At 41.4% G+C, this 19,627-nt stretch carries 15 protein-coding genes and 1 pseudogene; 13 read left to right on the top strand and 3 right to left on the bottom strand.

Annotated features, from left to right (window positions below):
- The 6 genes and pseudogenes from AN392_RS18425 to AN392_RS07060 all read left to right on the top strand — a co-directional run.
- A pseudogene (locus AN392_RS18425) lies at positions 1–123 on the top strand (elongation factor Tu); the annotation flags it as partial.
- 334 nt (positions 124–457) lie between these two features.
- The gene (locus AN392_RS07080; protein ID WP_055012290.1) at positions 458–1,258 is read left to right on the top strand and encodes a VOC family protein; all 801 of its coding nucleotides are present in this window, start codon (positions 458–460) and stop codon (positions 1,256–1,258) included.
- 115 nt (positions 1,259–1,373) lie between these two features.
- Positions 1,374–1,736 (top strand): hypothetical protein, encoded by a 363-nt coding sequence (locus tag AN392_RS07075; protein ID WP_054202577.1) that lies wholly within the window; start codon positions 1,374–1,376, stop codon positions 1,734–1,736.
- A complete protein-coding gene (locus AN392_RS07070) occupies positions 1,736–4,066 on the top strand; it encodes a fatty acid cis/trans isomerase (RefSeq protein WP_055012289.1) in 2,331 nt (776 codons plus the stop codon). The genes AN392_RS07075 and AN392_RS07070 overlap by 1 nt, the downstream gene beginning before the upstream one ends.
- A 116-nt stretch (positions 4,067–4,182) precedes the next feature.
- Positions 4,183–5,907 carry a response regulator gene (locus AN392_RS07065; RefSeq protein WP_055012288.1) on the top strand — a complete coding sequence of 575 codons (1,725 nt, stop codon included), beginning with the start codon at positions 4,183–4,185 and terminating at the stop codon, positions 5,905–5,907.
- Positions 5,908–5,974: 67 nt separating this feature from the next.
- A complete protein-coding gene (locus AN392_RS07060; RefSeq protein WP_055012287.1) occupies positions 5,975–7,426 on the top strand; it encodes an ATP-binding cassette domain-containing protein in 1,452 nt (483 codons plus the stop codon).
- Between the two features lie 6 nt (positions 7,427–7,432).
- Here AN392_RS07060 and AN392_RS07055 read toward each other — a convergent pair whose 3' ends face one another.
- The 3 genes from AN392_RS07055 to AN392_RS07045 form a co-directional block, all read right to left on the bottom strand.
- Complete coding sequence (locus AN392_RS07055) at positions 7,433–8,311, bottom strand: TraB/GumN family protein (protein ID WP_055012286.1); 879 nt, start codon at positions 8,309–8,311, stop codon at positions 7,433–7,435.
- A 244-nt stretch (positions 8,312–8,555) separates the two neighbouring features.
- Complete coding sequence (locus tag AN392_RS07050; RefSeq protein ID WP_010390346.1) at positions 8,556–8,927, bottom strand: diacylglycerol kinase; 372 nt, start codon at positions 8,925–8,927, stop codon at positions 8,556–8,558.
- Complete coding sequence (locus AN392_RS07045; protein WP_055012285.1) at positions 8,924–10,597, bottom strand: phosphoethanolamine transferase; 1,674 nt, start codon at positions 10,595–10,597, stop codon at positions 8,924–8,926. The genes AN392_RS07050 and AN392_RS07045 overlap by 4 nt, the downstream gene beginning before the upstream one ends.
- 527 nt (positions 10,598–11,124) lie before the next feature.
- Between AN392_RS07045 and ilvG the strand changes: the two genes are divergently transcribed.
- From ilvG to can, 7 genes are all read left to right on the top strand, one after another.
- Positions 11,125–12,774, top strand: coding sequence for an acetolactate synthase 2 catalytic subunit (gene ilvG, locus AN392_RS07040; protein WP_055012284.1), 1,650 nt, complete (start codon positions 11,125–11,127; stop codon positions 12,772–12,774).
- Positions 12,771–13,013, top strand: a complete 243-nt coding sequence (gene ilvM / locus AN392_RS07035; RefSeq protein ID WP_008112745.1) for an acetolactate synthase 2 small subunit — start codon at positions 12,771–12,773, stop codon at positions 13,011–13,013. Before ilvG ends, ilvM begins: the two co-directional genes overlap by 4 nt.
- Before the next feature lie 101 nt (positions 13,014–13,114).
- Positions 13,115–14,971, top strand: a complete 1,857-nt coding sequence (gene ilvD / locus AN392_RS07030; protein ID WP_055012296.1) for a dihydroxy-acid dehydratase — start codon at positions 13,115–13,117, stop codon at positions 14,969–14,971.
- Between the two features lie 2 nt (positions 14,972–14,973).
- Positions 14,974–16,527: a threonine ammonia-lyase, biosynthetic gene (ilvA, locus tag AN392_RS07025; RefSeq protein WP_055012283.1), complete on the top strand. Its 1,554-nt coding sequence runs from the start codon at positions 14,974–14,976 to the stop codon at positions 16,525–16,527.
- Between the two features lie 144 nt (positions 16,528–16,671).
- The gene (locus AN392_RS07020) at positions 16,672–17,655 is read left to right on the top strand and encodes an ABC transporter substrate-binding protein (protein WP_055012282.1); all 984 of its coding nucleotides are present in this window, start codon (positions 16,672–16,674) and stop codon (positions 17,653–17,655) included.
- A 108-nt stretch (positions 17,656–17,763) separates the two neighbouring features.
- Positions 17,764–18,951, top strand: coding sequence for a methyltransferase (locus tag AN392_RS07015; RefSeq protein ID WP_055012281.1), 1,188 nt, complete (start codon positions 17,764–17,766; stop codon positions 18,949–18,951).
- Between the two features lie 10 nt (positions 18,952–18,961).
- Positions 18,962–19,627: a carbonate dehydratase gene (gene can, locus AN392_RS07010; RefSeq protein ID WP_055012280.1), complete on the top strand. Its 666-nt coding sequence runs from the start codon at positions 18,962–18,964 to the stop codon at positions 19,625–19,627.

The following is a 19,627-nucleotide window of genomic DNA, read 5'->3' as shown; positions in this document are numbered from 1 at the left end:
GATAACGTTAAGATGACAGTAACTCTAATCGCGCCAATCGCGATGGACGAAGGTCTTCGTTTCGCTATCCGTGAAGGTGGCCGTACTGTTGGTGCTGGTGTTGTTGCAACTATCGTTGAGTAATCAACTGTTGTAATGCATTAAGCATTAAAAAAACCCGAGCTTAGTCTCGGGTTTTTTAATGCTTGAAGAAAAGTGATTAGCTATCAGCTTTTAGCTGCTCGGTGCTAATGTAAGCTAAGTAGCCTGAGTTAGTATCAACCCCGAGTAGAAGCCAGCGGTTTAAGAACCTCTGAATATCTATAGTTTAATATTTGAGCGCTGTTTTTTCATAGAAGGGAATATGACTATACGCTAAAACTCAGTAAAGGCATGTCTATTCATTGAATAGCTATCGACTCTCATAGACTATTAGCCTAAGCTAAAAATAGCTTAAATTTACAACAGGAAATGGGCGATGAATAATAAAAATAATTATCCGCAAGGTATATTTTGCTGGGCTGAACTGTGTACTCATAATTGGAAAGATGGAAAAGCTTTTTATACCTCGTTGTTTGAATGGGGGAATGACGACCAGCCAATTGGCGAAGATGAATATTACACAATGCTTCAAAAGCAAGGTGACGATATTGCTGCCATGTACCAAATGCCTAAAGAGCAAGTGGACGATTCCACACCTAGCTACTGGCTTACCTATATTGCAGTAGATGATGTTGATACATGTGCAATTAAGGCGCAAAAGCTAGGCGCGCAAATTATAGCAGGCCCTCACAATGTTATGAATGCAGGGCGCATGTTAATGCTTAAAGACCCAACCGGCGCCAGAGTGGCGTTATGGCAAGGTAAAGAGCACATAGGATGTCAGCGCCCTTGTGAGCTCGGCACGCCTTATTGGCACGAAATGGCAACGCGTGATAGCGAAGCGAGCCGTCACTTTTACTGCGAATTACTAGGTTGGCAAAGTGAAATAAAGCCTATGGAAGGTATGGATTACACCTTGTTCTTAGTTGCAGGTAAGCCTGTAGCGGGCATGCTACAAATGAATAATGAGTGGCCAGAAGACGTGCCTCCCCATTGGATGATTTACTTTGCCGTGGATAACTGCGATAGCTATGTAAAAAAAGCGGCGATCCTTGGAGGGCAAGTGTGCGTACCTGCTACAGATATCCCTGATGTAGGGCGTTTTAGTGTTATTTGCGATCCTCAAGGGGCTGTTTTTTCTATGATTGAATCGGCAATGGATGATATTAAAGCTTAGTAATTAGCAAGCTTAGGATTAATTTTAGGCTTTAGTATGGTTATTTAGTCGCAGTAATTATGTGCTTTTTTGCTATAATGGCGGTAATTACACCGCCAGTCAGCAAGAGAGTCCAATGGAACTTGAACAAGATAGCAATTTAACCCTCCCTTTATTTATTCTAGATGAGACACTAAGTACCCGTGACTTAGCGCAGCCTGACGTGGAAATTTCAGTTATTTTAAGTGATGAGCTACTGACTCAGCTATGCCAAAATCCCAGTGCTGACAGTAGTATTGGCATAAGCATTACGGACTATGAATTGAATGTCATCAATTCAAGCTTTTCAAGTGTAGTGCAAAGCGAACATGACGCTCAACTAACGCTCACCCAAGGCCCTCTATTAAGCGCTGTAGTGACTACAGTTGATGAGCTGACATTCGTATCACCTCAAGTTGATATGATGCCCACGTTCGATTTGGGCGATGAGGCAGAGTAATGAAAAAGATCATTATAAGTACATTTGTACTGATTATTTTAAGTGGCTGTGCCTACCTAGGAAATGCTCATTATAACGAACTGTTTGGTCCCGAAAAAACACAAGCGCGTATTGTTGACGCTAATAGTGGTGATGGCGCCGAATTTCTTCAACATGTAAAGCCTGTAATAGATACTCGCTGCGTGGTTTGCCATGGTTGTTATGATGCGCCTTGCCAGTTGAAGTTGTCGTCTCCTGAGGGAATAGATAGAGGGCTAAGTAAAGAGCTGGTGTACGACGGTACTCGGTTGTTAGCCTCAACGCCGAGCCGATTATTATTTGATGCAACCACCACTGAGCAATGGCGTGAAAAAGAGTTTAGCCCGGTATTAAACGAGCGAGCACAAAATGAAGAAGCCAATTTAGCCGGTAGTGTGTTATTTAACACGCTGGTATTAAAGCAAAGTTCACCTTTGCCAGAAGATGAAGTATTAGATGAACGCTTTGATTTTTCGCTTAGTCGCAACCAAAGTTGTGCGACCATGGGTGAGTTTGACCAATTAGCGGATGAGCAACCGCATGCGGGTATGCCTTATGGCTTACCAGGGGTGTCGGCTGCTGAATTTCAGCATCTACAAAATTGGATTAAAAAAGGTGGGAAAATGGCGCATATCAAGCCGCCATCAGCTGCTGAGCTTGCAAAGGTAAAAAACTGGGAAGCATTTTTAAATCAAGATGGTTTGAAGTATCAGTTATCAGCGCGTTATATTTATGAACATTGGTTTTTAGCGCACATCTATTTTAGTGATGCGCAATCACCAAACTTTTTTAAGTTGGTGCGTTCAAGCACTCCTCCTGGGGAAGATATTAAGTTAATTAGCGCTCGTCGCCCTTATGATAACCCAAATGTTGAGCGTGTTTATTATCGACTGCTTCACGACCGCTCTACTATTTTGTCAAAAACGCATTTGCCACTTAAGTTAACGGATGAGAAGTTAACGCGCTTATATCAGCAGTTCATCGCACCAAAATACACTGTATCTAGCTTACCAAGCTATGAGCCAGCACTTGCATCAAACCCATTTAAAACTTTTGAAGCACTGCCTATTGATGCTAAGTATCAATTTATGCTCGATGAAGCTGAGTTAATTATTATGGGCTTCATTAAAGGACCTGTTTGCCGTGGTCAAATAGCACTGAACGTGATTAATGACCATTTTTGGGTGGCATTTGCCGATCCTGAAAAAGTGGCGACTCCAGAGGTTGGTAAAATGCTAATGCAACATGAAGACGCATTAGAGTTACCAGCAGCCGAGGAGAGTAATGCGTTACCTATTTCTAACTGGGTAAAATACTCAGTTCGCGAAAAACGCTATTTAAAAGCCAAGGTAGAGCTAGCTAATAAAATGTTCAAAAATGGCGAGCACTTAACTACTGATTTACTGTGGAAAGGGGAAGGGCATAACCAAAATGCGGCGCTGACAATTTTTCGCCATTTCGATAGTGCAACAGTTGTAAAAGGGCTTGTTGGCCAGCAACCTAAAACGATGTGGGTACTTGATTATGCATTGTTTGAGCGTATTCACTACTTACTAGTGGCAGGCTTTGATGTGTATGGCAATATTGGCCATCAATTGATAACACGTTTATATATGGATTTTTTACGCTTGGAAGGTGAGCAAAACTTTCTTGCGTTATTACCAGAGTCACAACGCGAAGCTATTAAGCAAAGCTGGTATCGTAAATCACCGCCAAGTCTATCGACCTTTTTCGAAAATAACCGTGAGTTTAGTCAACCCAGCGGTATTAGTTACCAAACTGATAAGCCACAATCAGAGTTATATGGATTAATTAAACAAACGCTTGAGCCGGTATTAAGTCCTCGTTATGACTATAAAAAAGTACCCGCACCATTAAGTGCAATTAACACCATGCCCGCTAAAGCAATTAACTTACTCCCGCAGCTATCGTATGTGTTAGTAAAAGAGCAAGATGAGCACAAGGCTTATACGATTATTCATCATAACGCGCATTATAATATTTCGAGCTTATTAAACGAAGACGGCCAGCGTGCTTATGAAGAAGATACCGTGACAATTGTGCCAGGTTTTATTGGTGATTACCCATCAGCAATTTGGTATTTAAATAACCCGCAACAAGTTGCTGCATTTGCAGAGCAGCTACCGCTTATGCAAGTAGAGGCGGATTATCGGGCTTTAAAGTCTAAGTTTGCGATTCGTCGAACGCACCCTCAGTTTTGGCAATACAGCGATATATTACATCACGTTGCCCGCCAGTATCGAGGGGTTGAATTTGGTATGTTTGATTATAACCGCTTAGAAAATCGTTAATGATATTGTAAGTAGCCCAGCTTTTTAGTTGGGCTTTTTTATATCTAATAATTAGTGAATTAACTGATTAACTTGCTACAGTTAGACTAAAGTGAAAATAAAAAGCAGCTTGGTTTATGTTTAATATTGTAAAGAGTATTCGCACGCGTTATCGGTGGGCATTAATTGCTATTGCCTTGCTGATCAGCGTATCCGCACTACTCATGCAATACGTCTTTTCTGTGCAAAAATACGATGCGAAAATTATCAATATAGCAGGTAAGCAACGTATGCTGTCACAAAAAATAGCGTGGCATAGTAATGCGCTAATTAATCAAACAGCTAAAAAAGAACAGCACCTGAAATCGTTAGCCCACTCACTTGGGCTATTCGAGCAAGGACATACTTTTTTACTCACTAAAAATAAGCAAGGTGAGGCGATTTATTTAAATGCTGCTTTAGTTGATTTATATTATGCCGCCCCAGGTAACCTAGATGCCGAGGTATCTAGTTTTATAAAGCAAGCAAAAAAATTACTGACCCAACAAGAACAAGCGAATCCCGTGATGTTTTCTGTGGGCGAGATTGAAGCATTATTAAAAAAATTAGACACCGCGGTGAGCTTATTTGAGCAGCAAGCGGTGACAAAGGTTAATTGGGTAGCCAATATTGAGCTGTTGTGTTGGTTTTTGACTCTAGCGTTATTGCTTCTAGAGTTAAGATTTGTGTTTATGCCAATGGAAAGGCAAGTTTTGCAGACTCTGCTTGAGTATCAACAACAAAAAGAATTTGCCGAGCAAGTCAGTCAGAATAAAGAGCATTTTATCGCACGCGCCAGTCATGAGTTTAGAACCCCGTTACAGGGATTAATTAGTTCTATAAATGAATTAACCATTCCCAGCTCGCAACAACAAATTAAGCGTCAAGCTCAGTACTGTTCAACTCGGTTGCTAGCAATGCTAGGTGAACTTCAAGATTTACAGGCGCTTAGTTTAAATCGCTGGTCGTTAAAGCCAACCTCAGACAACCTACTAACAACTTTAAACAAAATACTGGCGGTGTATCAATATGGCTGTACTGAGAAAGGGTTAAAGTTAATTACCGAGTTAGCGCCGAGCTTAGATTGCGCGGTGATTATAGATCACGCACGCCTACAACAAATTGTTTCTGAACTACTTAATAACGCATTAAAGTTTACTGAGCAAGGAGAGGTCACTGTCATTGCTACGCTCAATAACCATCGGTTAGAGTTAAGCATAAAAGACAGTGGTTGTGGCTTTAGCCACCCGGTTGGTCAGCTCGAATTAGATAACAATCAACAAAGTAACCATTTTCAAGGCCTCAGAACAGGGCTTACCCGCGTGCAATATATTGTTAATGCGCTTAATGGCGACATTCGTTTTGAGAATAATCATCCACAAGGCGCCATTGTATTTTTAAGCCTACCATTAGAGATGGACACAAGCGAAACTATGCCAACGCGCTTGCCTGATGATCTTAAGTGTTTAGTGGTTGAAGATAACCCGCTCAACATGTTGGTACTAACAAAGTTATTAAGTTCTTTGAACATACAGGTTGAATCGGCTGAAAATGGCAAAGTCGCTTGTGAAATGGCGGCTGAAAATAGCTATGATGTTATATTTATGGATTTAAATATGCCGGTTATGGATGGCTTTGAAGCCACAAAGCTGCTGCATGAAAAAGACAAAACACGACCCATTATTGTGGTTACCGCAAACACTTCTGATAGTGATATAGCTCGCGCTAAAGCTTGTGGAGCAATAAGTCATATTCATAAACCTATAGATCAGCAAAGTATAATAGCGGCACTAAACGATGCTCTTCTAACAGAGGTTGATTAAATCTCACTTGCCTAATTGTTATTTTGTACGTTAATTTGAATTTTTAAGCCTTATTTTGGGATCTAGTGTGCGCTCAATTTTACTTCAGCAATTTAATGGTTATTTATCCACCGGTGGCAGTAATCGCTATTATATTAAGGATTTAACTTGGCAAGTAAAACAGGGGGAGCACTGGGTATTGCTTGGCGGCAATGGCGCCGGTAAATCTGCGCTTGGGGCTACGCTTATTGGTGAAGCCAAGCAACAAAGTGGGCAACGCCACAGTACTTTTAATAATCTACAGTTGGTTTCAAGTGATTTACAAAAGCAGTTATTAAGCGCTAATCGCAAAAGTGATAAACCACAAAAAGTAACCGATATACTCTTTTCTGCGCCTGAAATAAATAACGATTTATGCCAACAGCTAATTACGGCTCTTAATTTTGATGCCTTACTTAATCGTAACTTTACTGATTTATCGACCGGTGAAACACGTAAATTATTATTGATTAAAGCACTGTCTGCTAACAGTGATTTAGTTGTGCTTGATGAACCATTTGATGGCTTAGACACTAAATCGGCTGGGCAGTTAAACCGCCTATTAAAGCAACTGAGTACGCACACTTGCTTTGTGTTTGTACTAAACCGTGTTGATGAAACTCCTGCGTTTGTTGATCACTTTGCTTATGTGAGCAAGGGTCTTTTACAACATAGCTTAGCAAAACCGTGCGCAGCAGAACGAGCCGATTTGTTTAAGTTACTGCATTTAGAACATACACCTATAACTATTCCAGATTCACCCGAACCCGCTTTTATTTCAAATGTAAACACGCCACTCGTTAAGCTTACTGATGCGCATGTACGTTATGGTGAACAGACTATCTTTGAGAACTTAAACTGGACAATTAAGCAACACCAACACTGGCAACTTACCGGTAAGAATGGCTCAGGAAAAACCTGTTTATTAAATTTAATCACCGGTGATAACCCTCAGTGTTATAACAATGAGATTGAGGTGTTTGGTTTTAAGCGTGGCACAGGAGAGAGTATTTGGGATATAAAACAGCATATTGGTTATATCTCTAATACCTTGCATTTACAGTATAGAGTGAGTATTTCGGCGCTCAATACTGTTATCTCTGGGTTTTTCGATAGTATTGGTTTATATCAACAAGCCAGCGAGTTACAAATGCGGTTAGCGAAACAGTGGCTGGCATTAATTGGCCTAAGCGATAAAGCAAATTGCGCTTTTACTCAACTATCGTATGGCGATCAGCGCTTATTACTGATTGTACGCGCAATGGTTAAACACCCCGCATTAGTTATTTTGGATGAGCCATGTTTAGGGCTTGACGAGGCAAATCGTCAACGCGTTTTACTGCTGATAGAAAAGGTGTGTGCTGCAAAAACGAGTACCGTTATTTATGTAAACCATCATGCAGCAGATACCATTAAAGGGATTGAACACACCTTAAAAATGGAAGATTTTAAACCAACTTACTATGAACAGCATACAGCTCATAGTGAGTCGATTATATAAGCTTGTTTATAACTGAGTCACCGTGAATCCTTGGTCACGCAGTTGTTTAATTAAGCCATGTTGCTCAACTAAATGCAGAGCACCTACCGCTATAAAAATATTGCCTTGTTCAAGTTTTGGGGTGAGCTGAGTGACCCAATTATTATTACGCTCAATTAGCATCACTTGTTCGCTTTGTTGGCCGTATTGGCTGTTATCAAAACTTGTGTGGTAGTAGCTGGTTAGGGTTTTCATATCGCCCTGTTTCCATGCATTTACTAGAGAAATAAAGTAGGTATTAATATCACTGAGTTGTTCAAAGGTTTCTGCCATCATAGCGTTGCTTAATGACTCTAACCCATTAAACATTTGTAGTTGCTGCTCTATGGTTTCAAGCTCTGCAATTTTAATATTATGCTGTTGGGCATAATCTAATATTTGCTTATCAATGCCATTTTTATCTGAATATCCTGCGTTTTGAAACTCAATTTGCATCATGGTTAACATCACAGCCCAAGGTTTAAAGCTGTTGAACATGGCAATATCAATCGACTTTTTAGCAAAGTAGTCTTTCAGGAGTTGATAATTTTCTGTCGACAGCTCACTCTGTAGTGTGCGCCCGTTATTAAGCAGCATATACGGCATAGAGCGTTGCTGCATTTGTAAAGGTGATAGCTTACTAATATCCACTTCAACAACCACTTGCTTGCTGTTATCCAGTGCGTGAGTCACTTTTTGTGGTAGCCCTTTCATGCTGGCATCACCTACATGCACGGTGCCAAATAAATACGAACTAGCGCCTTGTTTTTCTATTTTGAATAGAGCAGGAGCTGCATAGCCATTGACACTAAATGCTAAAAAAACGAACGTTATCAATAAATGACTGATACGCAATGACACTTTCATAAAAAATCCTAGCCATGTTTAAGTTGTTTTATAAATACTAACTTAGTTTACTATATAGGTAACGTAAAAATGCCAGATTAAAAGCGCTATTGATACCAATTATTGCTGTAGGCCATGTTGCCAAAATTAGTCAAAGCGCGTTCACTTTGTTATGAACTCAAGGCGATTCGTGAAAAGCTTCATAGACTGAGAAAAAACACCACCATGACCTACAACAGCACTAATGCTTTTTTACTTTGGCAAATTAAGCCCATAAAACAGACCACCAAAGCAGAACGGTGATGAGCATGGCGATAAAGACACTGGCAGAAGCGATGTCTTTAGCTAGGCCTGATAGTTCATGATATTCGCTACCGATGCGATCAACCACCACTTCGACTGCGGTATTGACCAACTCAGCAAATAACACAAACAATAAGCTGGCAATCAATATTAACTTGCTACTTAAAGTAATTTCTTGCAAGCAGGCAAATACGCCTAGCAAACTAAATAAAACCAACTCTTGCTGAAAAGCAGCCTCAAATCGGCTCATCCATTTTAGGCCGTTAAATGTATGGCTTAAGGTAAAAATTAGGCGCATTAGGCCTTGGCGTTTTATAACGGTTTTATTATTCATATTTTAGCTTCGCTATGGTTAATCGTTTGACATGACGCGAGTAAATCTTCAGAGGTTTGGTAGGTTTTACTCACAACACCGGTTAAGTTTAAAAGGGTATGAAAAATAGCATCGTGTGATTGCGCTAAAGTGCTATTTAAATTGTTGAGACACTTGGCTGTAATGCGCTGATTATGCTCATCAGCCCAGATGTAAAGAGGCACATGGGTTTGAGTTGTTGGTGCAAATGCATAGGGAAAGCCATGTAAGTACGCACCATTTTCACCGAGCGACTCGCCATGGTCCGACACATACAGTAATTGCTTATCAATATTGGCTGGTAGTGCCTTTAACTGTTCAATAACTTGAGCGTTGATAAAATCACTATAAGCAATTGTATTATCGTAGGTGTTAACCAGTTCTTCTGCGCTACAGTTCTGAATATCGCTGCGGTCACAGGTTGGGCTAAACTGTTTAAATTTTTTAGGGTAGCGCTTAAAGTAAGTGGGGCCATGTGAACCCATCATATGCAGCACTATAAGCGTATTAGCCTGACTCAAGTTAGCAAGCTTGTGCTTTAATGGGGCTAGCAACGCTTCATCAAAACAGTATTTACCATCACATAGTTCGGATGCTTTGGTATCAATATTAGTGGTAGGTACGCGCGAGCAGACGTTTTTACAGCCACTGTTATTATCAACCCACAAGACATCTGCGCCTGCTTGCTGTATCAAATCAATCACGTTTTGCTGATTATCACTGTCTAAACGAGAAAAATTGGCATGAGTTTGCAGTGAAAACATACACGGTACTGACACTGCTGTGGCCGTGCCACACGACGATACATTATCGAAATAAGTGACATTATGTTTTTGTGTGTATTGGTTGGTATTGCGCTCATAGCCTTGGTAGGAAAAATTTTCAGCTCGTGCGGTTTCACCTACTACTATGACAGTAACTCGTGTTGTACTTGGCGATGCTAAAGTTGGTGTGGTATCAATATTTTTAAATTTAATATCGCTGTAAAGCAACTGGTCACGTGCATACTTATAGCCACTAGAAAGGTATTGAAATGGAATGATTTCTTTTTTCAATATACGGTTATTTCGACCTGTTGCCGCATAATCGGCGTAAAAGTTTACTACCACTAAAGCAATCAAAGCACCGCATGCTAGTAACAGTTTAATACGACTGAGTATTTCTTTGTGTGGGCGGGCACAGTTTACGTTTATACGACTCAAAACAAAGGCAGGTAATGCGCCAAAAAGCAGTAAAAAGCCAACAAGTTGCAAGTTTAAATAGCTTAACGCTTCACTAGAGTCCGTCTCTGCTGCGTTTTGTATCATTGAGTAATCAAATACCACTCCATAGTTTAATGAGCCGTAAAGTGCGGCACTTGAGAGCACGAGTAGTAAGTAGTTGATGGGTTTTAATAGCCCTCGAACAGACACCAAAGAAAAAAATATAACTAATAAACACACAAGTAGTAGCGGTACAGAAAATAGAAATAACCACGAAAATGTGTGCAGCGAAGTAATAGCGCTAAACGCACCATGCATAAATGGAATATTAATGATTAAGCCGTAATAGCATGCCATTAAAATAACAAATGCATTAGCGCTGCAGTTAAAGTAAAAGCGCTTTTTGGTGTTTGCTTGCGATTGCTTACTGAGTTTGAAAATTGAATTCATAACACATCTCTTTTTAGTGAACGTTGTTATGCTAGGACGTCACACTTAAGAAACGCTTAAGAAGTCAATTTATTTTATTTTATGAGCTATAAAATACAGCGGTTTGCTAAAAATTAATCAAACCATAATTCACCGTTATAAGAATAGTGAATTTCCTGAGTTGAAATGAAGGGATAAAAAATTCACTTTTTTTAGGTTGTTTGAATTTTAAAACCTAGGCCGGCGTGTTTTTATAATTATTTTGGATTGAATTTGATGTTGACTTAGTGCCCTGAGCGCGGTACTAATATAAAAAGACAGCGAAACAAGAGTTTCGTAATTACAGAAATTAAATGGTATTAAATTTTATGCTTAACAATGCACTTAACCTAGTCCTGATTATTATCGTGGTGATTATTCCCGCGAGGGCTTCGTAGTGCTTTAAAAAACTAAGCATTGAAAAGCCCTCCGCACTTAACCGTCCGGGGGGCTTTTTAGTTTTAAGATTAAATTTTAACGGGTTGTCACACAGGAATGAGGATTTACTAATGACAGGCGCAGAACTAACAATTGATTTACTCGCCAAGCACGGCGTAGATGAAGTATTTGGCTACCCAGGTGGTGCTATTATGCCCATCTACGATGCCTTGTATGGTGCGCCTGTAAAACATTACCTCACTCGCCATGAACAAGGCGCAGGGTTTGCAGCTGTAGGTTATGCACGCAGTACTGGCCGCTTAGGTGTATGTTTAGCAACATCAGGCCCGGGTGCTACTAACTTAATTACCGCATTGGCTGATGCCATGATGGACTCAGTGCCTTTACTTGCCATCACCGGGCAAGTACCAACCGCAGCTATTGGTTCTGACGCCTTTCAAGAAATAGACGTGTTGGGTATGTCGCTTTCATGTACAAAACACAGTTATATGGTTGAGCGAGCAGAAGATTTAGCCGAAATATTACAAGAGGCGATGCATTTAGCACAAAGCGGTCGACCTGGCCCTGTTTTGGTTGATATCCCCAAAGACATTCAAATGGCGCAAGTACCTTTTAAACCTTGGTTAGCGGTAGATGAATATTTGCCTCAACTAGATCTAAATCAAGTCGCTATTGCTAACCAATTACTCAGTGAAGCCAAGCAGCCTGTTGCCTATGTTGGGGGCGGGGTCCATGCCGCTGATGCGCAAGCGCAGTTAATGCAATTTTTAAATAAAACGCAAATGCCAGCGGTTTCAACCCTTAAAGCATTGGGCAGTGTATTACCTGATTACGAATATGATTTAGGCATGCTAGGTATGCATGGCGGTCAAGCGGCTAATTTAGCGGTGCAAGAATGTGATGTCTTAGTGTGTATTGGCGCACGCTTTGATGACCGTGTAACGGGCAATTTAGCTAAGTTTGCTGCAAAAGCAAACGTAATTCATTTAGACATAGATGCAGCCGAGATCGGAAAACGTAAACCCGCAAAAGCGTCATTAATTGCTGATTTAAAAACGTCACTTCCTGCACTTGAGTGCGTGGTTACACCAAAAGCGTGGTGCGATCATAGTAAACAAATGAAGGTTAAACACGCGTGGCGCTACGACTACCCTGGTGAAAAAGTATTTGCCCCTTACTTACTTAATCAACTTAGCCAGCGTATGCCAAGCACTAGTGTGGTGTGTTGTGATGTAGGCCAGCATCAAATGTGGGTAGCTCAGCACATGAAGTTTAGCCACCCTTGCAACCATTTGAGCAGTGGTGGTGCAGGCACTATGGGGTTTGGTTTACCTGCCGCCATAGGTGCACAAATCGCGCGTAAAGATGACTTTGTGATCACCGTTTCAGGTGATGGTTCAATCATGATGAACATTCAAGAGCTTGCCACTATTCGCCGTAATAATTTACCAGTAAAAATACTGATACTTGATAACCAGCGCTTAGGTATGGTGCGCCAATGGCAAGAACTATTTTTTGAAGGGCGTTACAGCGAAACTAACCTATCAGACAACCCTGACTTTGTACAACTTGCTGCTGTGTTTGGCATTCCTGGGCAAACTATTACCCATGCCAACCAAGTGGATGATGCAATCACTGCCTTATTAAATAGCGATGGACCCTATATTGTTCATGCTTGTATCGATGATAAAGAAAACGTATGGCCACTTGTTCCGCCTGGAGCTGCCAACGATGAAATGATGACGGAGAAAGCACAATGAAACACAACTTAACTATTGCCTTAAAAAGTCAAAGTGTCGCAATCGAGCGCTTTTTACGTGTGGTGCGTCATCGTGGTTTTGACTTGACTCACTTACAGCTCAATATGGACGATGGTCAATATAATATGGCAATGACGGTTGATAGTGATAAACCAATTTACTTGCTTACTAGCCAGTTAAATAAATTGGTTGATGTGAAACATGTGACGCTACAAAGCTTACAGCAACAGGCTGTATAAAATAAATTTAACGAATTTTACGAATAACCGATTCTTTGGTTATTCATCAATTTTTAGAATGAGGAATGCCCGCATTAATTGCGGCAAACACTGAGGTAACTATGGCTAAATTAAGAAGTGCAACCACCACTGAAGGGCGTAAACGCGCAGGCGCAAGAGCATTATGGCGTGCAACTGGCATGACTGATACCGACTTTGGTAAGCCAATTATTGCTGTTGTGAACTCATTTACGCAATTTGTACCGGGGCACGTACATCTTAATCAGCTTAGTGAATTGATGGCTGAAACTATTACTCAGGCCGGTGGTGTACCAAAAGAATTTAATACCATTGCTATCGATGACGGTATTGCCATGGGTCACGGCGGTATGCTTTATTCACTGCCATCGCGCGATTTAATTGCCGACTCAGTAGAGTATATGGTGAACGGCCATTGTGCCGATGCGATGATTTGTATTTCTAACTGCGACAAAATCACCCCTGGAATGATGTTAGCGGCGCTGCGTTTAAATATACCCGTTATTTTTGTATCGGGCGGCCCAATGGAAGCAGGTAAAACCAAATTAGCGAATATCGATATTAAACTCGATTTGGTTGATGCTATGGTTAAAGGCGCTGATGAATCGGTAAGTGATGCCGACTCTGAGCAAGTTGAGCGATCTGCATGCCCTACCTGTGGGTCGTGTTCAGGGATGTTTACCGCCAATTCTATGAACTGTTTATTAGAAGCAATTGGCCTTGCGCTGCCTGGTAACGGGACCACGCTTGCGACCCATAAAGACCGCAAACAACTATATGTTGAAGCGGGTGCACGTATCGTTGATTTATGCCGTGAGTACTATCAAAAAGATAACCAAGACGTACTGCCTCGTGCTATCGCTAATAAAACCGCATTTATGAACTCTATGGTGGTTGATATTGCTATGGGCGGTTCATCAAATACGGTATTGCATTTACTCGCAGCGGCACAAGAAGCCGGCGTTGATTTTGATATGTCACACATTGATGAACTTTCACGTAAAACCCCGTTTTTATGTAAAGTTGCTCCAGCTACAGCGCAATACCACATTGAAGACGTACACCGTGCTGGTGGCATGATGGCGATAGTTCGCGAGCTTGGAAAGGCTGGGTTAGTTGATTTATCGGTTAACCATGTTGCTGGTATGACAATGGGTGAACTGGTTAAAAAGTGGGATGCAACCGATCCGAATAACGAAGCTGCGCAAAAGTTTTATCGTGCTGGCCCTGCAGGTATTCGTACCACCAAAGCAATGAGCCAAGATTGTCGTTGGGATGAGGGTGATAACGATCGTGAAAACGGTTGTATTCGCAGTGTCGAACATGCATTTCGTCAAGATGGTGGCCTTGCCGTGCTTTCAGGTAATTTAGCAATAGATGGCTGTATCGTTAAAAGTGCGGGTGTTGTTGATGAAATGCTGCATTTTGAAGGTACTGCTGTGGTATACGAATCACAAGATGACTCTGTAGAAGGGATTTTAAATGGCGAAGTAAAAGCCGGCGACGTGGTTGTTATTCGCTATGAAGGGCCTAAAGGCGGCCCTGGTATGCAAGAAATGCTATACCCAACTAGCTATTTAAAATCAAAAGGTTTGGCAGAGCAATGTGCATTAATTACTGATGGGCGTTTTTCAGGTGGCACGTCGGGTCTATCGATTGGCCACGTATCGCCGGAAGCTGCCAGCGGTGGCGCAATTGCTTATGTTGAAAACGGCGATAAAATTATCATCGATATTGCCACTCGAGAAATAACGCTGGCGTTAAGCGGTGAAGAGCTTGAAGCTCGCAAGCAAAAACAACTGGCTCGTGGTAAACAAGCGTATAAACCGCTTAATCGTGATCGTTATGTATCATCTGCGCTTAAAGCGTATGCGCTACTTGCAACCAGCGCAGATAAAGGTGCAGTTCGCGATTTAGCCAAACTGGAGGAGCTTAGCTAGGTATGGTTTCTCAAGAACTCGATTATTTTCGCGCGATTATCCAAGCCAATATGGAGCCTTTAGCCAAGGTGACTGAGGTAAGTGAAATGGCCGAATTGAGTGCACGATTAGGTAATCATGTTTGGTTAAAACGTGAAGACCAGCAACCCGTGTACTCGTTTAAATTACGCGGTGCTTTTAATAAATTAAATAAGCTGCCTAAAGGCTCGGTTGTGATCACCGCATCCGCAGGTAACCATGCCCAGGGTGTGGCACTAAGTGCCTCACACTTAGGGCACAAAGCCACCATTGTGATGCCCGTGACCACACCTGAGATAAAGGTTAATGCGGTAAGGGCATTGGGTGGTGAAGTCGTATTGCATGGCCATCAATTTGATGCCGCAAAAGCGTATGCGCTGGAATTAACTGAGCAGCGAAACGGCGTATTTGTACCGCCATTTGATGACCCTGATGTGATTGTTGGTCAAGGTACGGTTGCCCGTGAATTAATGCAACAGCTCAACGATTTAGATGTGGTATTTATTCCTGTTGGCGGCGGCGGCTTGCTGGCAGGTATGGCGGTATATATTAAGTCGCTGCGCCCCGATATCAAAGTGATAGGGGTTGAGGCGAATGAAAGCGCCTGCTTAAAAGCTGCTTTAGCAGCAGGCGAGCCGGTAGAGCTCGATCGCGTTGGCAGTTTTGCCGATGGTGTTGCCGTTAAAATAATTGGTAGCGAAACATTCAGACTGGCACAAAAGTTTTGTGATGAAGTAGTTACCGTATCAGACGATGAAATATGTGCAGCCATGCAAGATATTTTTGTATCAACCCGTGCTATAGCTGAGCCTTCAGGAGCGCTTGCAACTGCAGGGCTTAAAAAATGGTCTCAGCAGTCGGGTTTAAAGGGGTTAAATTTAGCCGCTATTTTGTCTGGTGCTAATTTAAACTTTGACCGCTTACGTTATGTGGCTGAGCGCACTGCGCTGGGTGAGAAAAACGAAGCTTTATTGGCAGTGACCATTGATGAAAAGCGCGGTAGTTTTAAACAGTTTTGTGCATCTTTAGGTGGGCGTGCTATTACCGAGTTTAACTATCGTTATGCGGGGCCTGGCGAGGCGCAAATTTTTGTTGGTATTGCACTGCGCCAAGGGTTAGCAGAACTTGAAGAGCTTAAACAAAGTCTAACAGATAACAAATATACCTTTTGCGATTTGTCAGATAACGAATTAGCAAAGCTGCATGTACGCTATATGGTTGGCGGTAAAGCGCCAGAGCAGTTACATGAACGCTTACTAAGGTTTGAGTTTCCAGAGTACCCAGGCGCATTGGCGCGCTTTTTAGATACGCTGGGTAGTAACTGGAATATCACTTTATTTCACTACCGCAATCATGGCGGGTCAATGGGGAATGTATTAGCAGGCTTTGCTATTGAACCAAGCCAGTATGAGATGTTTAATGAGCACTTAAATCGGCTCGGTTACAGTGTTCAAGATGAAACTCACAACCCTTGTTTTACTCAGTTTTTAACTACCCAACCTCAAGCAGAAAAGCTTGAAAAAATCGCTCTAGCCTAACTCTATCCTAAGCAAGCATCTTATCCCGATGCTTGCTTTATTAGCTGTTTTACATATAGTTATAATTAATTATCATGTTTATGGAAGTCTTCTTTGCTACTTAAAGGAATAATAATTAGCACCTGCTTTTTTTGTAGCCACTTAATGGCGCAGGAATCAGTGACGCTACAGCTAAAGTGGACACACCAATTTCAATTTGCTGGCTATTATATGGCCAAACAAAAAGGCTTTTATAATGAGGTCGGTTTAGACGTCAATATAGTTCCAGCAGATCCAAAAAGGCCAAACAGTTTTGGTGCGGTAGAGCGAGGAGAGGCGCAATTTGGTGTAGCGCATTCAGGTATATTAGAGCGACGTATTGCCGGTGAACCCTTTGTTGCCATGGCTGCCATATTACAGTTTTCTCCTTACTGTTGGATGGTAAAAGAAACTTCAGATATTTTTCATGCCCGTGATTTTATTAACAAGCGTGTAAGTGAAGTCAGCAAAGAGAGTAATTCTGAGTTACTAACTATGCTTAAGCGCAGTGGTATTGATACCGAAAAACTGGCTGTTTACAAAGGCGATGAATTACAACAAGCATGGATGGAAAATAAACTAGATGCCATAGAAGTGTATGTTACCGACTTACCTTATCATATGGACCAGCAAGGGGTTGCTCATCGACTTATATGTCCACAACGTTATGGCATGGATGTATACGCGGATATTTTATTTACCAGCGATAGTATGGTTAAGTATCACCCCGATACGGTAGAAAAGTTTTATCAAGCAAGTTTAAAAGGGTGGCGCTACGCGGTAATGAATATGGATGAAGCCATTGCCATAACCCAACAGTTTTATGCGCCTGAACGCAGTTTTCATCAACTGGCATATGAGGCTGAGGTACTTAAAGACTATATTGCTCCACCGAGTACTACTGTGGGTAATATGTCGATGGCTAAATGGCGTTTAATTGCTGACTTATATGAGATTGATCAAACAAAGTTTGATGAAGTAAAAGCTGATTTTATTTATAAATATAAAAAGCAAGAAACACTGCAGCTTTCTTGGATGCTAATTGCGGCTATTATAATAAGCATTATTTCTATCCCTCTGTATTTACGTTTAATGTTTAAATCGCGCTAGTGGATTACTTACTCCATTCCCTTGCTCTGCGAGGTTAAAAAAATAACTGCTTAATCAGGTGCTATTGTGCTGGTATAATTAAGCGTCTTTTTTATATCCTAAGCTGTTATGACCTTAACTGAGCAATTTTCTGCCCTCAACTCTTTGCTAATGAATACTCGCTTGTATTGGCAGTGTACTGCATTTGATTTTGACGCTTTACCTTGGCCTGAATTACATGCTCCTTTGAGCGCTTTATCCGATCAGGCGGTTGCTGAATTAGACTCTGATCAAGAGCAGCTCTATCAGTTTTTTTCATCCTATATTCCCGCTGTTGAGCAACTTAGCCGATTAGTGTCATTACCTGCCATTACCAACACTCGGAAGGAGTACCCATTTTGGATCAGTAATGGTATTAAAGGTCGAAAGTTTACTCAGCTACAAGATTTTGTTGGCGCATTGCCCACTAGTAATCAGCCTGTATTAGAGTGGTGTGCAGGTAAAGGCCATTTAGGGCGAATGTTAGCTTTTAATGGTGCGCAGAGTGTACACAGCGTTGAGCTACAATCTCATTTGTGTGAACAAGGGAAAAAAAGTGCACAGCAGCAGGGACTGGCAATACAATTTAGCCAAGCCGATGTACTTAAGGATAGCATTCAGGATTTTTTTAGCCCACACACTCATGCCGTCGCTTTGCATGCCTGCGGTGCGTTACACCAAACTTTTATGCATCAAGCCAGTGCAGCAAAAGTACCACAAATTAGCTTTTCACCTTGTTGCTATCATTTATTTACTGATAATAATTACCAAGCGATGAGCGAGCATGCTCAGCAAAGTCGATTAAACTTAACTCACAGAGATTTAAAGCTCGCCCTGCAAGAAACTGTTACAGCTCCTTCGCGAGTAGGCAAAGTGCGAAAAACAGAAGTGGAGTGGCGACTCGGATTTGATGCTTTAAGAAAGTCACTTACTGGTGAGTTAGGGTATGTCAGCGTCCCTTCAGTGAATAAAGCGATATTTTCAGATTCGTTTGCAGCATTTTGTAACTGGGCGGCAGACAAAAAAGCCTTAAAACTGCCAAAAGGTATTGATTACAATAAGTTTTTATTGATTGGGCAGGCGCGAAAAAAAGTAACAGAGCGAGTTGAACTGGTTCGACATGTGTTTAGAAGAGCAATAGAAGTTTGGCTTGTGCTCGATCGTGCTTTATATTTGCAGCAGCAAGGCTACGACGTCAGTGTTAATACATTTTGTGAGAAGCAATTAACACCCCGTAATATTTTAATTTTAGCCAGTTTAAAAACGCCCTCGACCTAAAAGAGATGTAATGAAAAATTTAAATAACTTACTAGAAAATAATAAACGCTGGGCATCTAGAACGAGCGAAGCGAACCCTGAATTTTTTAAAATTTTATCGATGCAACAAAACCCAGAATACTTATGGATTGGTTGCTCCGACTCACGGGTGCCAGCGAATCAAATTGTTGATTTATTACCGGGTGAATTATTTGTGCACCGTAATGTTGCCAACGTAGTCGTTCACACCGATCATAATTGTTTATCGGTTATGCAGTACGCGGTCGAAGTATTAAAAGTAAAACATATTATGGTTGTTGGCCACTACGGTTGTGGTGGTGTGCAAGCGGTACTAAACGAGGACCGCTTTGGCTTTATTGATAACTGGCTGCGCCACGTTGGTGATGTAAAAGAAAAACATCTAGAGCAACTTAATGCTCTGCCAGAAAAGCAACGTCTTGATCGTTTAATAGAGCTTAATGTGATTGAGCAAGTGCGTAACGTATCTCGCACTAGCATTGTTCAAGATGCATGGTTAAGAGGCCAGGAACTCACGGTGCATGGTTGGGTATATGGCTTAGAAAATGGTCATTTGCATGACTTAGAATCGGTAGTTAGTTGTGCCGAAGAAGAGTGTGAAAGCTATAAAAAAGCAGTACACCATGTACTAAATAAATCTGCGGACAGTCACCTTTAA

The sequence above is a fragment of the Pseudoalteromonas sp. P1-16-1b genome (genome assembly GCF_001401785.1).
GTDB classification, from domain to species: domain Bacteria; phylum Pseudomonadota; class Gammaproteobacteria; order Enterobacterales; family Alteromonadaceae; genus Pseudoalteromonas; species Pseudoalteromonas undina.
The sequence above is the reverse complement of the archived record's forward strand: the minus strand, read 5'-3'. Positions and strand labels throughout refer to the sequence as shown.